The sequence below is a fragment of the Allorhizobium sp. nf9_anc genome, assembly GCF_056323085.1.
Genome location: NZ_CM150481.1, coordinates 2,123,556 through 2,138,009, shown reverse-complemented (window position 1 = coordinate 2,138,009; position 14,454 = coordinate 2,123,556). Strand labels below are relative to the sequence as shown.

The following is a 14,454-nucleotide window of genomic DNA, read 5'->3' as shown; positions in this document are numbered from 1 at the left end:
TTGTCACCCCTGAATCTTGCAGAATTGTTACACTCATCCAAAAAAAATTAACGTCATCGTTTTGTCGCATGGCGGTCACTTAAGCACCGGTTTTCTCGTGTTTGTCGGCCCGCGCACGGTCGTCCACCAATCCAGAATGGCCTTAGCCAAGGCCTGTCTGTGGGCGAGCGCTCCGAACGGCGCTTGCGGGTTTTCTTCTCATGTTCAACCGGCTATGAACGCTTCCTGACAACCCGTTTCAATCGCTGATTCCGCTGATCTGGCGGCATCGACAACCATCTGGAATTCGTTATGCGTCTGTCGCGCTATTTCATGCCGATCCTGAAGGAAAACCCCAAGGAAGCCGAGATCGTCTCCCACCGCCTGATGCTGCGGACGGGCATGATCCGCCAGCAGAGCCAGGGCATCTATTCCTGGCTGCCGCTCGGCAAGCGCGTGCTCGACAAGGTGAACGCGATCATCCGCGAAGAGCAGAACCGTGCGGGCGCCATCGAGCTTTCCATGCCGACGCTGCAGTCTGCAGAACTCTGGCAGGAAAGCGGCCGTTACGAGGATTACGGCAAGGAAATGCTGCGCATTCGCGACCGGCAGGACCGCCCGATGCTCTACGGCCCGACCAATGAGGAGATGATCACCGACATCTTCCGCTCGTCGGTGAAGTCCTACAAGAGCCTGCCGCTCAACCTCTACCACATCCAGCTGAAGTTCCGAGACGAGATCCGCCCGCGCTTCGGCACCATGCGCTCGCGCGAGTTCCTGATGAAGGACGCCTATTCCTTCGACCTGACCCAGGCCGACGCCATCCATTCCTACAACAAGATGTTCGTCGCTTACCTGCGCACCTTCGATCGCCTTGGCCTGCGCGCCATCCCGATGCGCGCCGACACCGGCCCGATCGGCGGTAATCACAGCCACGAATTCATCATCCTCGCCGACACCGGTGAGTCCGAGGTCTATTGCCACAAGAGCTTCGTCGATTTCGACATTCCGGCCGCTGACACCGATTTCGACAGCGTCGATGGCCTGCAGTCGATCTTCGACAAGTGGACCTCGGTCTATGCCGCCACGTCGGAAATGCATGACGAAGCCGCCTTCGACGCCATCGGCGAGACTGAACGTCTCTCCGCGCGCGGCATTGAGGTCGGCCACATCTTCTACTTCGGCACCAAATACTCTGAGCCGATGGGCGCCAAGGTGCAGGGTCCGGATGGCAAGGAACACCTTGTCCACATGGGCTCCTATGGTATCGGCCCGACGCGCCTTGTTCCCGCCATCATCGAAGCCTCGCATGACGAGAACGGAATCATCTGGCCGGCCTCGGTCGCGCCTTTCGATGCCGTTGTCATCAACATGAAGCCGGGCGACGAAGGCTGCGACACCACCTGCGATCGTCTCTATGTCGCCCTGCAGAACGCCGGCAAGGACGTGCTCTATGACGACACCGACGATCGTGCGGGCACCAAGTTCGCGACAGCAGACCTGATCGGTGTTCCGACGCAGGTCATCGCCGGTCCGCGCGCTGTTGCCGCCGGCGAGGTCGAGCTCAAGGATCGCAAGACCGGCGCTCGCGAGACGCTGACGATCGAAGCCGCGATCAACAAGCTGACGGCCTGAGGTAAACTCAGGCCGGATTGAGGTTGGGTGACCGAAACCGGGATCCCGAGGCAAGGAGAGACCATGGCGACGACGGCCGCTGGCAACGAGACGGTGGAAACGGGCAAGGCTGGATCGGCGCGTGCCTTTTCCGGCTTTGAGCGCATGGTGGCCTGGCGCTATCTGCGCGCCCGCCGCAAGGAAGCCTTCATTTCCGTGATCGCCGGCTTCTCCTTCATCGGCATCATGCTCGGTGTGGCGACCCTGATCATCGTCATGGCGGTGATGAACGGTTTCCGCACCGAACTTGTGTCGCGCATTCTCGGCATCAATGGCCACATGATCGTCCAGGCGGTCGACCAGCCGCTGAGCGACTATGCCGGTCTCGCCGAGCGCTTCGCCGCTGTCCCGGGTGTCACCATGGCGCTTCCGCTGGTCGAGGGGCAGACGCTTGCGTCCGGTCGAGAAGGTGCCGGCACCGGCGCTCTCGTCCGCGGCATCCGTCCTGACGATCTCACCAAGCTGTCGGTCGTGTCGTCCAACATCCGTTCGGGCGACATGGTCGGCTTTGCCACGGGGCAGGGCGTTCTGATCGGATCGCGCATGGCAGCCCAGCTCGGGCTCTCCGCCGGCGACACCATCACACTGGTCTCGCCGGAAGGCGACGTCACGCCGCTCGGCGTCAATCCGCGCGTCAAATCCTATCCGGTTTCGGCGATCTTCGAGATCGGCATGTCCGAATACGACGCCTCGATCATCTATATGCCGCTCGAGGAGGCGCAGCTCTATTTCAACGTCGAAGGCATCGTTCAGTCGATCGAGCTGTTCATCGCTGATCCTGATGCCGTCGATGAACTGCGCCCGCTGATCGAGGAAGCCGCCGGTCGCCAGATCTTCCTCACCGACTGGCGCCAGCGCAACCAGACCTTCTTCTCCGCCCTCCAGGTCGAGCGCAACGTCATGTTCATGATCCTGACGCTGATCGTGCTTGTGGCGGCCCTCAACATCATCTCGGGCTTGATCATGCTGGTGAAGGACAAGTCGAGCGACATCGCCATCCTGCGCACCATGGGGGCGACCTCAGGCGCGATCATGCGGATCTTCTTCATGACCGGGGCAGCTATCGGCACGGCGGGTACGCTTGCCGGTGTCGTGATGGGGGTGGTCGTCTGTCTCAATATCGAGAGCATCCGGCAGTTCTTCTCCTGGGTCTCGGGCACCGTGCTCTTTGATCCTGAACTCTATTTCCTGAGCCAGCTGCCGGCCGACATGAATGCCAGTGAAACCGTGTCCGTGGTAATCATGGCGCTCAGCCTGTCATTCATGGCCACCATCTTCCCGGCCTGGCGGGCCTCGCGCCTGGATCCCGTCCAAGCCCTGCGTTACGAATGAGGATGCCGAATTCAATGGCAAAAGACGTGGTTCTCTCGCTCGCCGGCATTGATCGTCATTATGGTCAGGGTGAGACAGTGCTGTCGATCCTCAAGGGCGCCGACTTCACGCTTCGGACCGGTGAGACGGTCGCACTGGTCGCACCCTCGGGCACGGGGAAGTCGACGCTGTTGCATGTCGCCGGCCTGCTTGAGCATCCTGATGGCGGTGAGGTCACACTTGGTGGCGTCGCCTGCCAGGAGCTCGGTGACGAAGAGCGCACTGCGATCCGCCGCAAGTCGGTTGGCTTTGTCTACCAGTTTCACCACCTCCTGCCGGAATTCTCGGCACTGGAAAACGTCATGATGCCGCAGCTGATTGCTGGCCTGTCCAAGGGCGAAGCCGCGGAACGGGCCAAGCAGCTTCTCGACTACATGCGTGTCGGCCATCGCGCCGAACATCGTCCGGCCGAACTCTCCGGCGGTGAGCAGCAGCGTGTGGCAATCGCCCGCGCCGTCGCCAATGCGCCGCTCGTGCTGCTCGCCGACGAGCCAACCGGAAATCTTGATCCGGAAACGGCAAGCTACGTCTTCTCGGCACTTGAGGCGCTGGTACGCCAGTCGGGACTGTCAGCCATGATCGCGACCCACAATCACGACATCGCCCGTCGGATGGACCGCTGCGTGACCCTGGTCGACGGCAAGGTCGTCGAACTCGACGTCTGATCTCAGTCCCCTTTTTTCTTTCCTTTCCTGATGCCGCTGCGCCTCGGTGGATTTTGTTCCACCGAGGCTGCGGTTTTTTTAGGTTGACATTGGAACAAGAGAAGAACAAACTAAAAACATAAAGGGACAAGGAGACAGAAATGACCGAAATTCTTCGTGACGTTGCTGCATTTGCCTCGATGGCGGTTTTCGTATCCAGCATGGCTTTGCTGATGATGGCGCTCTGACATTCCGGAGCGGCAAAGCTGGTGACCAAGCTCTTGCCGCCCGACTTCCTTCTGGACTTCACAGCCGCAAAGACCGAAAATCCCGACCGATTCAGGTAATGAGGAATGAAGCGGTATGGGCGAGGACAACGTCGACAGGCAGGCGTCCGGTGGACTGGGTGATGGCCCAGGTTTTGTGCACTTGCGGGTGCATTCCGCCTATTCGCTGCTTGAGGGCGCCCTGCCGCTCAAGAAGATCCTCGGCAAGGCAGTCGCCGACGACCAGCCGGCGATCGCGATCACGGACACCAACAATCTCTTCGTCGCGCTCGAGTTCTCCCAGAAGGCGCTCGGCGATGGCATACAGCCGATCATAGGTTGCCAGCTGTCGATCGACATGGAGGATTCGACCGGCGAGAAGCGTGGCGGCAATGGCCATATGCCTGATCTGCCGGCCGTCGTCGTCCTGGCGTCGGATGCCGATGGCTATGAGCGGCTCGTCGATCTCGTCAGCCGTGCCTATCTCGGCGGCGATGCGGGTCAGCCGACCCATGTGAAGCTCTCCTGGCTCGAGGAGAGCGGGACCGAAGGCCTGATCGTGCTCACGGGCGCGGGCGGCGGACCAATTGATCGTATCCTCAAGGATGGCCACAAGGCCCAGGCCGAAAGCCGTCTTCTGTCGCTGAAGCGACTGTTCGGTGATCGCCTCTATGTCGAGCTGCAGCGCCACGGTGATTACGACCGTACTCATGAGCGGCGCATGGTGCAGCTCGCCTATGAACATGACCTGCCGCTGGTCGCAACCAACGAGGCCTTTTTCCCGTCGCGTGACGACTATGACGCCCATGACGCTTTGATGGCCGTCGCCCACAACGCCATCGTCTCGAATGACGACCGCTTCCGCCTGACGCCGGATCACTACCTGAAGAGCCGGGCGGACATGATGAAGCTCTTCGCCGATCTGCCGGAGGCGCTGGAGAATTCGGTCGAGATCGCCCGTCGCTGCTCTTTCGTGCTGGATACCCGCAAGCCAATCCTGCCGCGCTTCACCGGCGGCAGCGATGATCCGGAAGAAGCCGAACGCGAAGAGGCGCTCGAACTCCGCCGTCAGGCGGAGGAGGGGCTCGACCACCGTCTTGCAGCCCTCGGCATGGCGCCCGGCTACGAAGAGAGAGAATATCGCGAACGCCTGGAATTCGAGCTCTCCGTTATCGAGCGCATGAAGTTTCCCGGCTACTTCCTGATCGTTGCGGACTTCATCAAATGGGCGAAGCAGCATGACATCCCGGTTGGCCCGGGCCGTGGTTCGGGTGCGGGCTCGCTGGTCGCCTATGCACTAACGATTACTGACGTCGACCCGCTGCGGTTTTCGCTTCTCTTCGAACGCTTCCTCAATCCGGAACGCGTCTCAATGCCCGACTTCGACATCGACTTCTGCCAGGAACGTCGCGAAGAGGTCATTCGCTACGTGCAGAAGAAATACGGTCGCGAGCAGGTGGGGCAGATCATCACCTTCGGATCGCTGCAGGCCCGCGCGGCGCTGCGCGACGTCGGCCGCGTGCTCGAAATGTCCTATGGCCAGGTCGACAAGATCTGCAAGCTCGTGCCGAACAATCCGGCCAACCCGACGCCTCTGTCAAAGGCGATCGAGGAGGAGCCCAAGCTGCAGGAGGCCGCCGCCGAAGAGCCTGTTGTCGCGCGTCTGCTCGAAATCGCCCAGAAGATCGAAGGCCTTTACCGCCACGCCTCCACCCACGCCGCCGGTATCGTGATCGGTGACCGCCCGCTATCGAAGCTGGTGCCGATGTATCGCGATCCGCGTTCCGACATGCCGGTCACGCAGTTCAACATGAAGTGGGTAGAACAGGCCGGCCTCGTGAAGTTCGACTTCCTCGGCCTGAAGACGCTGACGGTTCTGAAGACGGCCGTCGACTTCGTTGAGGAGCAGCGCGGCATCAAGGTCGATCTGGCAGCCATCCCGCTCGATGACACCTTGACCTACGAGATGCTGTCACGCGGCGAAACGGTCGGCGTCTTCCAGGTGGAAAGTGCCGGCATGCGCAAGGCCCTGATCGGCATGCGGCCCGACTGCATCGAGGACATCATCGCGCTGGTGGCGCTTTATCGCCCGGGTCCTATGGAGAATATCCCGGTCTACAACGCCCGCAAGCACGGCGAAGAAGAAGTCGCCTCGATCCATCCGAAGATCGACTATCTGCTCAAGGAAACGCAGGGCGTTATCGTTTACCAGGAACAGGTCATGCAGATCGCGCAGGTCCTGTCGGGTTATTCGCTCGGCGAAGCCGACCTTCTGCGCCGCGCCATGGGTAAGAAGATCAAGGCGGAGATGGACCAGCAGTCGGCCCGTTTCGTCGACGGCGCGATGAAGAATGGCGTCTCCAAGCCGCAGGCAAACAACATCTTCGAACTGCTGGCGAAGTTCGCGAACTACGGCTTCAACAAGTCACACGCTGCAGCCTACGCCATCGTCTCCTATCAGACGGCCTATATGAAGGCGCATTATCCGGTCGAGTTCCTCGCCGCATCGATGACGCTCGACATGTCGAACACCGAAAAGCTGGTCGACTTCCGCCAGGACGCCGGCCGCCTTGGCATCGAAGTCGTGCCCCCCTCGGTCCAGACCTCCTACCGGCACTTCCAGACCGGGCCGAACCGGATCTACTACGCGCTCGCCGCCCTCAAGGGTGTCGGTGAAGGTGCGGTCGACCATATCGTCCAGGTGCGCGGAGAGGCGCCCTTCGAGAGCATCGAGGATTTCTGCCTGAGGATCGACCCGAAGCAGATCAATCGGCGCGTCTTTGAAAGCCTGATCGCCGCCGGCGCCTTCGATTGCTTCGGTCGCGACCGCGCCGAACTCGTCGGCAGCATCGACCGCATCATGGGTTATGCCCAGCGCGCCCAGGAAAATGCCGTCAGCGGCCAGTCCGACATGTTTGGCTCTGGCGGTGCAAGCGGCCCCGAGCGGATCGCCTTTGCGCCCTATACGCCCTGGCTCTCCTCGGAAAAGCTGATGCGTGAATTCCAGGTGCTCGGCTTCTACCTGTCCGCCCATCCGCTCGATGCTTACCGGGATTTGCTCGACAAGTTGCGCGTCCAGAATTTTGCGGATTTCTCGGTCGCGGTGAAGCAGGGCGCTTCCGCCGGCCGTCTCGCCGGCACCGTCATCTCCCGCCAGGAGCGCAAGACCCGAACCGGCAACAAGATGGGCATCATCACCTTCTCGGATGCCTCCGGACAATATGAAGCGGTGCTCTTCTCCGAAGGGCTCAATCAGTACCGCGATCTGCTGGAGCCCGGTAAGTCGCTGGTGCTCACCGTTCAGGCCGAGGAGCGCCCCGAGGGCATTGGCCTGCGTGTCCAGACGGCTCAGTCATTGGAAGAGCAGTCGATCCGCATGCAGAAGGCCATGCGCGTCTATGTCCGCGATTCCGGCCCCTTGCGCGCCGTGGCAGCGCGTCTGAATGCGAGAGGCGACGGCCTCGTCTCCTTCATCGTCATCAAGGACGAGGGACAGCGCGAGATCGAGGTCGAACTGACAGAGCGCTTCCGCATCTCACCGGAAATCGCCGCCGCCATGCGCTCAACTCCAGGCGTGCTCGATGTGGAGCTTGTGTGAGGCTTAAACCCGCGGCTTGCTCCGGGTCACCGTGATGAAATCCGTGCCATCGCCAGTCTCGGGTCCAAGGCCCGTATCCTGGATCGTGATGGACGATCCCTCGCTCAGCATGGTCTCGATGCGGGCGCGCAATTCGTCCGGAATGACGATCCGCGAGAGCGCGGCTTCAGCCGTGAAGATTGCAGGGTCGTCTGCCGGCTCGGTAATGCCGAGCCGTTTCTGGGTGGAGGCGGCCAGGTGGTCGTCCAGCGTCACGCCGCGCCAGTCGGCCTTGCGCTTGAAGCGGTCGACGGCGGTAGCCTCAAGGAAATGCGTGCCGAGCGCCTTTTCCGGTTCCTTGATATCGATCGCCGCAGAAAAGAGCGGCTGGAACTTTTGCCGGATCATCAACTGACCCATCGGCGGATGGTCTTCGCCGGCCTCGGTATAGAGCGCGGCGAGGAAAGGCTTCGACAGGATCTCGCCGTCCTTGGCGACGGCATGTTTTTCCTTGAAGGCCTTGATCGCTGCAATCGTACGCGTGCCCAGCAAGCCGTCCGGAATGCCGGCGTCGAAACCGAGGTGGTTCAGCAGCCGCTGGACGTCCATTGCCACATCACGCTGGGTGCGGCGGGTGATGAGGATCCGGAGCGGCGGCGGTTCCTCGATCACCAGCTTCGCCTCGGCCCCGCTGCGCGGCGGCACGGAATTCATCGCCACTTCCACCGGTTTAAGCCCGGCCTCCACGCGCCCGGGACGCAATTCGACATCCGACAGCAGCCCTCCGTCGTCCACGGGTAGCCTCGGCGTGAAGAGGTTGGCATGGGTCATCGGCCGCGGCGCCACCGGATCATCGGTGATGATTACATGCGCCCCGCGCTCGGTCATCTGAAAGAGTGTCTTCGCAAACCCATTCGGCAGCCGTACGCAGCCATGCGAGGCCGGATGGTTCGGCACCTTCCCCTCGTGCAAAGCGATGCCGGACCAGGTCAGCCGCTGCATGAAGGGCATGGGCGCGTTCGAATAGAGGTTGGACTCGTGATATTTGCGCTTTTCCAGGATCGAGAAGATGCCCGATGGCGTCGTATGGCCCGGTTTGCCGGTCGAGACCTTCGATGTCGCCACCACCACATCGCCGTCATAGACGGTGAGCGTCTGGTCCGCCTTGGACACATAGATCTGCAGGGGGCCGTCTGCGGCAAGAGCCGTGCTGGCCATGAGGGAAAGGCTGAAGGCAAGGACGAAACGCTGGAACATGGTCGACCACTTGAAACGCAAAACTGAACGCTCGAAGTGTATGAGACGATGTTTAAGAAAAGTTTTGTGAAACGGCGGCGCTTTGCCCTGTCACGTCGCTGTGATCAATTGTCCACAGATGTCACATCGAGCTTCGAGATCAAAGGCCAGCAGTCGGGCGTGGCCTAAGCTGCGGAGAGGCAACCGCCAGCAGCAGAGCAGCGATCGGCAGCGAAAACGCATGGCCGAGATGCTTGAAGCCCAGCGCCCCCACAAGCCCGCCCAGGAAGAACATGCCGACAATCGGCAGCAGAATGGAGAGCTTTCGGCCGTCAGCCACGATCGGTGGGTGGTCGAGAACACGGGCGAGCGCACGATAGGCGAGCTTACCAAGCTCGATCCCCATATCGGTGATCATGCCGGTGAGGTGGGTGGTGCGGATCCGCGCGCCCGATATCTTGGTGATCGTCGCGTTCTGCAGGCCCATCACGAAGCAGAGCAGCACCGCGGTAACCGGAGCGGCGGCAGCAGGGGAAACGACCGCGCCGATCCCTGCAAAGGCAATGAGCAGCCCGGATTCGAGCGCCAGCGGATAGGCATATTGCTGTCGCCGCGCATGGCGCCGTGCCCAGTTGATCAGGATGGCCGAGCAGGCAGCCCCGAGCGTGAAGCTGAGCAGCAGTGCGATGCCTGAGCCAACAAGGCCAAAGATCCCGAGTGCCAGGTTGTCGGCGATCGAGGAGACGATGCCGGTCATATGCGAGGTATAGTGCCCGATTGCGAGGAAGCCGCCGGCATTCATGGCGCCGGCGACGAAGGCGAGGATTGCGCCAAGCATCAGGTCGTTGCGGCCCGTGCGTCGATGGGCGGCGGTAATCCGAAACAGCCGCAGCCGCCCGGTCTGGCTGCCGGTTCGCCGAGGCTGGTCTTTGTCGATACCGATGGCTGTATGCGTCACGGGTGGGCCTATCGTTTGGATGGGAAGGTATAACCCGTCTGCACGGTACCCTTGCCGAACTTGTCGCGCAATTTGTCCATCGCCGCTTCCGCCGCTGCCCGCCGCGTCGCCTGTTCGTCGACGAGATCGGGTGGATCGGCGCGTGCGGGATCCCCGAGGTCGCTGACCCCGATCCCGATCAGGCGAAACTTCGTCCCGTCCGTCTCCTTCTCCAGCAGTGCCATGCCCGTCCGGAAGATCCGGTCGGCAAGCTGTGTCGGATCATCCAGCCGCCTGTTGCGGGTGCGCTGTTTGAAGTCGGCGGTCTTCAGTTTCAGGACGACAGTCTGCCCGGCAATCTCGTGGCGCTTCAGCCGCCAGGCAACCTTCTCGGAAAGCGCGCGCAAATGGATGACGAGGTCGTCAAGCCGGTGGATGTCCTCGAAAAACGTGGTCTCTGCCGAAACGCTTTTGGCTGGGTCGTTCGGATGCACGGTGCGATCGTCGATGCCACGGGATAGCCGCGCGAGGCGTTGCCCCATGACGCCGTAGCGCCGCATCAGCTCGGTCTCGTCCATGATCTGCAGCTGTCCGATCGTCCTGATGCCATCCGCCTGCAGCGTCGCCGCAAATGCCTTGCCGACGCCCCAGATCATCGTCACCGGCCTGTCCGCCAGGAATGTCAGAGCCTCTGCCTCGCCGATCACCGAGAAGCCGCGCGGCTTCTGCAGATCGGACGCGACCTTGGCGAGGAACTTGCAGTAGGAGAGACCGACGGAGACGGTAATCCCTATCTCCTGTTCGATGCGTCGGGCAAGCCGGGCGAGCACCCGTGCCGGCGGGTCATGATGCAGCAGTTCCGTGCCTCTCAGATCGAGAAAAGCTTCGTCGATCGAGATCGGCTGCACGAGCGGCGTCAGTTCCTCCATCATGGCCCGTACTTGGCGACCAACCGCCACATACTTCTCCATGTCGGGCCGGATCACCACCGCCTGCGGACAGGCTTCCAGCGCCTTGAACATCGGCATGGCCGAGCGCACGCCGTGGATGCGCGCCACATAGCAGGCGGTGGAGACAACCCCACGCTTGCCACCACCGATGATAACAGGCTTGTCGATCAGGTCCGGATTGTCCCGCTTCTCCACCGAGGCATAAAAGGCGTCACAGTCGATATGGGCGATCGAAAGATCAAAGAGTTCGGGATGGTAGACGAGCCTCGGGCTGCCGCAGGATCGGCAACGGCGCGCAGCTTCAGCCTGCCCGGTCAGGCAGTCTCGACAGAAGCCGGAATGAACAGGGTCGACGCGGGTCATGGCAGGAACAAAGGTTGAACATTTCGACCATAGGCCGGTCAACGAGGCGAGGCAAGAGACCCCGTGGCAATGACCCCGGCTTGCCGTCACTAAGCTTCGAAATGCGCTTTGATCACTGTGGCCGCCTCCGGCCAGGTCTCGACACGCTGGACTGTCTCCTGCGGCTTGGGCGCGAAGCGGAAGATCTCCAGCGGCGGCGGAAAATAGACCAGCAGGCAATCGGACACATGATCGCCGACCGAGTGCAGATTGTGGACCATGTCATCGACAAAGGCGACGGGCAGGGGCCTCGCGCCATGGAGAGCGGCCAGCACCGGCCCCTTGGCTTCCTCGGTGGCAATCATCGGGAAGCTCAGCGTCAATTGGTCGAGCAAGCGGCGCCGCACCTCGGCATGGCGCGGTGGCATTGCGGTGAGAAAGACGAGATCGGCATCCTTGCCCAAACCATGAAGACTGTCGACAGCATCGGCAAACGGTGTCTGCCAGCGCTCCTGCTCCATGAAGAAGTCGTCGATCAGCGCCTTGACCGCAGGCGCTTCCACCACGCTTTCGTCGGTCCCGTTCACGATATTGCCGGTCAGCTTGAAAGAGCGGGGCAAAAGCCGGTGGCCGCGCGTTTCGAGGAAGGCCTCAAAGGGTGTTGCGAACTGCAGCACAACGTCATCAACGTCGCAGACAACAAGTGGCCGATCCGAAAGACGGATGTGATCGAGATCCGTCAGCATCAGAAGTCTGCCGAATCGAAGCTCGGACCGGCATAGCGGTGATACGCCTCAACCACCGATTCGGGTTTGGTTTCGGTCGCCTCACAAAATGCCATCAGTGTCGGCTCGTGTTGCATCAGGAATTCCAGCATGCCCGCAAGGAACGCCGGGTCGCCCACCGCCTGGCGCAATTGTCCTGGCTGAACGCCGGACAGCGAGAGGAAACGCGAGAGCATATCCGGTTCATTGGCCAGCCAGCCGAGCACTGCCACGGCAGTCGCTTCGGCATCGGCCGGTATATCTCTGTTTTTCATAAAGTCTTTTCCTGTTGCTCTGGCAAATTACCGATTTCGAAACCAAATTGCACTAGCATGCTTGATGACGGAAGAAACAACTCGCGCCGGGAAACCCATTCCCCGGAAGCCTTCAAGCGCGGGACAAGGGACCGGGTGAATGCCGAAAAAGGTGATGATTGTCGAAGACAATGAGCTGAATATGAAGCTCTTCCGCGATCTGATCGAGGCATCCGGCTATGAAACCGTGCAGACCCGCAATGGCATGGAAGCCATGGATCTCGCGCGTCGCCATCATCCCGATCTCATCCTGATGGATATCCAGTTGCCGGAAGTATCAGGGCTTGAGGTCACCAAGTGGCTGAAGGACGATCCTGAGCTCCACGTCATCCCCGTAATCGCCGTCACCGCCTTTGCGATGAAGGGCGATGAGGAGCGTATCCGCCAGGGTGGTTGCGAGGCCTATGTTTCCAAGCCGATTTCCGTTCCGAAATTCATCGAGACGATCAAGACCTATCTCGGAGATGCGTGAGGATTAAGTGACATGACTGCCCGCATCCTGGTCGTCGACGACATCCCTGCCAATGTGAAGCTGCTCGAAGCGCGGCTGATGGCGGAGTATTTCGACGTCCTGACCGCGAGCAATGGTCGCGACGCGCTCGATATCTGTGACCGGACTCAGGTTGATGTCATCCTGCTCGACATCATGATGCCGGAGATGGACGGCTTTGAAGTCTGCGAGCGCCTGAAATCCAATCCACGCACGGCCCATATCCCTGTTGTCATGGTCACCGCACTCGATCAGCCGTCAGACCGTGTTCGCGGCCTGAAAGCCGGTGCCGATGATTTTCTGACCAAGCCGGTCAATGACCTGCAGCTCATCTCCCGTGTGAAAAGCCTGGTCCGTCTGAAGACGCTGAGCGATGAACTGCGCATGCGTCACGACACAACCCGCGAGGCGGGCATCGGCGACGTGCTGCGGCTCCAGGATGGCCGGCTGGAAGAGCAGGCGCAGGTTCTGCTGGTCGATAGTCGCGGCGCCTCCCAGGAGCGCATCATCAAGGCCCTGAAGCCGATCGCCGAAGTCGCGGCCATGTCCGATCCGCAAGCAGCCGTCTTTGAAGCGGCCGAAAACGCCTTCGATCTCGTGATCGTCAACGGCAATCTCGACGACTACGATCCCCTCCGTCTGTGCTCGCAGATCCGGTCGCTGGAGCGTACCCGCTTCATCCCGATCCTGCTGATCACCGAGCAGGGCGACGAACAGATGATTATCCGCGCGCTCGACCTCGGCGTGAACGACTATATCGTCCGGCCGCTTGATCCCAACGAGCTGATTGCCCGCACGCTCACCCAGGTTCGCCGCAAGCGTTACAATGATCGCCTGCGCAACAGTGTCCGCCAGACAATCGAACTCGCTGTCACCGACGGACTGACAGGCCTCCACAATCGCCGCTATCTCGACACGCATCTGCGCACGCTCTTTGCCCGCGCCAAGGTCCGTGGCCGACCGCTAACGATCTGCATCACCGATATCGACCGCTTCAAGCAGGTGAACGACGTCTATGGCCACGATGCCGGCGACGAGGTGCTGAAGGAGTTTGCCGGTCGAATCCGCTCCACCGTGCGCGGCGCCGATCTCGCCTGCCGTTTCGGTGGCGAGGAGTTCGTCGTCGTCATGCCAGACACGCCAGCGGAAATGGCAGCCTCCGTTGCCGAGCGGCTGCGTGGCATGATCGAGGCGCGGCCCTTCCAGCTGCGGTCCGGTGAAACCCCTTTGATGCTGACGGCGTCCATGGGCATTGCCACATTGGGCCCGGGCGTCGACACGCCGGAGCAGCTCCTGAAGCAGGCGGACCGCGCCCTGTATGAGGCCAAGAATTCCGGCCGCAACAGGGTTGTCGCCGCGGCAGCCTGACCCGAGCCATTCAGCAAAGCCTCCAGTCCGCAAAGTCGGACAGCAATCACAGACAATGTACACAGATTTCTCCGTGCCGGTCCCATGGGCATGCCGGTCAAATCTTGCTGCGTTTTTGAGCAGTTACAAAGGGAGTTATCTCTTGCCTTCGGAATAGTCTTTGGCGTCCGGGAGGTTGGCCTCAGCCCACAGGTGCCCACATGTGCTTAGTCTGTTTTGTATTTAATTGAATATTAGGCTCTGCTTCGTGGGGAAGACATGCCGGTCGCGCGGCTCTCTCTCTGCGGGCTCAAAACTAATCTTGAGCTTTCGAGAAATCACTGACGGTATTCTCAAGTTTTAATGTGTGTAGAACTGACTATCGTCTGCATATCGCAAGTTCAAAGGAGGCTAATTTAACCATATTGAAGCGATGTTCGGCCAACCAGTTAATAAACTGTTGATTTTTGTCTCTACTTGGGAGAACTTGAACCCAGCAGACAAGGCCTCTACGGAGGTTCTGGATACCCCATGATGCTCAGGTCCGCCGCATCTCCTGGGTC

At 60.9% G+C, this 14,454-nt stretch carries 11 protein-coding genes; 6 read left to right on the top strand and 5 right to left on the bottom strand.

Annotated features, from left to right (window positions below):
• Nucleotides 1-291: 291 nt before the first annotated feature.
• The 4 genes from proS to dnaE all read left to right on the top strand — a co-directional run bounded on the left by proS (nucleotide 292) and on the right by dnaE (nucleotide 7,532).
• The gene (proS, locus tag AC02Y0_RS10305) at nucleotides 292-1,614 is read left to right on the top strand and encodes a proline--tRNA ligase (RefSeq protein WP_476383740.1); all 1,323 of its coding nucleotides are present in this window, start codon (nucleotides 292-294) and stop codon (nucleotides 1,612-1,614) included.
• Between the two features lie 63 nt (nucleotides 1,615-1,677).
• Nucleotides 1,678-2,985, top strand: a complete 1,308-nt coding sequence (locus AC02Y0_RS10300) for a lipoprotein-releasing ABC transporter permease subunit (protein ID WP_476383739.1) — start codon at nucleotides 1,678-1,680, stop codon at nucleotides 2,983-2,985.
• A 14-nt stretch (nucleotides 2,986-2,999) separates the two neighbouring features.
• Nucleotides 3,000-3,689 (top strand): ABC transporter ATP-binding protein, encoded by a 690-nt coding sequence (locus AC02Y0_RS10295; protein WP_102019688.1) that lies wholly within the window; start codon nucleotides 3,000-3,002, stop codon nucleotides 3,687-3,689.
• Between the two features lie 342 nt (nucleotides 3,690-4,031).
• Nucleotides 4,032-7,532, top strand: coding sequence for a DNA polymerase III subunit alpha (gene dnaE, locus AC02Y0_RS10290; RefSeq protein WP_476383738.1), 3,501 nt, complete (start codon nucleotides 4,032-4,034; stop codon nucleotides 7,530-7,532).
• A gap of 3 nt (nucleotides 7,533-7,535) precedes the next feature.
• Here the strand turns inward: dnaE and AC02Y0_RS10285 are convergent, their stop codons facing one another.
• The 5 genes from AC02Y0_RS10285 to AC02Y0_RS10265 form a co-directional block, all read right to left on the bottom strand.
• On the bottom strand, nucleotides 7,536-8,768 hold the full coding sequence (locus AC02Y0_RS10285) for a L,D-transpeptidase family protein (protein WP_476383737.1): 1,233 nt from the start codon (nucleotides 8,766-8,768) through the stop codon (nucleotides 7,536-7,538).
• 139 nt (nucleotides 8,769-8,907) lie between these two features.
• Nucleotides 8,908-9,705, bottom strand: a complete 798-nt coding sequence (locus AC02Y0_RS10280; protein WP_476383736.1) for a YoaK family protein — start codon at nucleotides 9,703-9,705, stop codon at nucleotides 8,908-8,910.
• A gap of 8 nt (nucleotides 9,706-9,713) precedes the next feature.
• A complete protein-coding gene (locus AC02Y0_RS10275; protein WP_476383735.1) occupies nucleotides 9,714-10,997 on the bottom strand; it encodes a DNA polymerase IV in 1,284 nt (427 codons plus the stop codon).
• A gap of 89 nt (nucleotides 10,998-11,086) precedes the next feature.
• Nucleotides 11,087-11,722: a hypothetical protein gene (locus AC02Y0_RS10270; protein ID WP_476383734.1), complete on the bottom strand. Its 636-nt coding sequence runs from the start codon at nucleotides 11,720-11,722 to the stop codon at nucleotides 11,087-11,089.
• Entirely contained in the window at nucleotides 11,722-12,015 is a 294-nt protein-coding gene (locus AC02Y0_RS10265; RefSeq protein WP_444557903.1) for a DUF3572 domain-containing protein, read from the bottom strand. Before AC02Y0_RS10265 ends, AC02Y0_RS10270 begins: the two co-directional genes overlap by 1 nt.
• A gap of 139 nt (nucleotides 12,016-12,154) precedes the next feature.
• Between AC02Y0_RS10265 and AC02Y0_RS10260 the strand changes: the two genes are divergently transcribed.
• Both AC02Y0_RS10260 and AC02Y0_RS10255 read left to right on the top strand, forming a co-directional pair.
• Nucleotides 12,155-12,526, top strand: coding sequence for a response regulator (locus AC02Y0_RS10260; protein WP_102019694.1), 372 nt, complete (start codon nucleotides 12,155-12,157; stop codon nucleotides 12,524-12,526).
• Between the two features lie 12 nt (nucleotides 12,527-12,538).
• On the top strand, nucleotides 12,539-13,912 hold the full coding sequence (locus tag AC02Y0_RS10255) for a PleD family two-component system response regulator (RefSeq protein ID WP_476383733.1): 1,374 nt from the start codon (nucleotides 12,539-12,541) through the stop codon (nucleotides 13,910-13,912).
• Nucleotides 13,913-14,454: the final 542 nt, after the last annotated feature.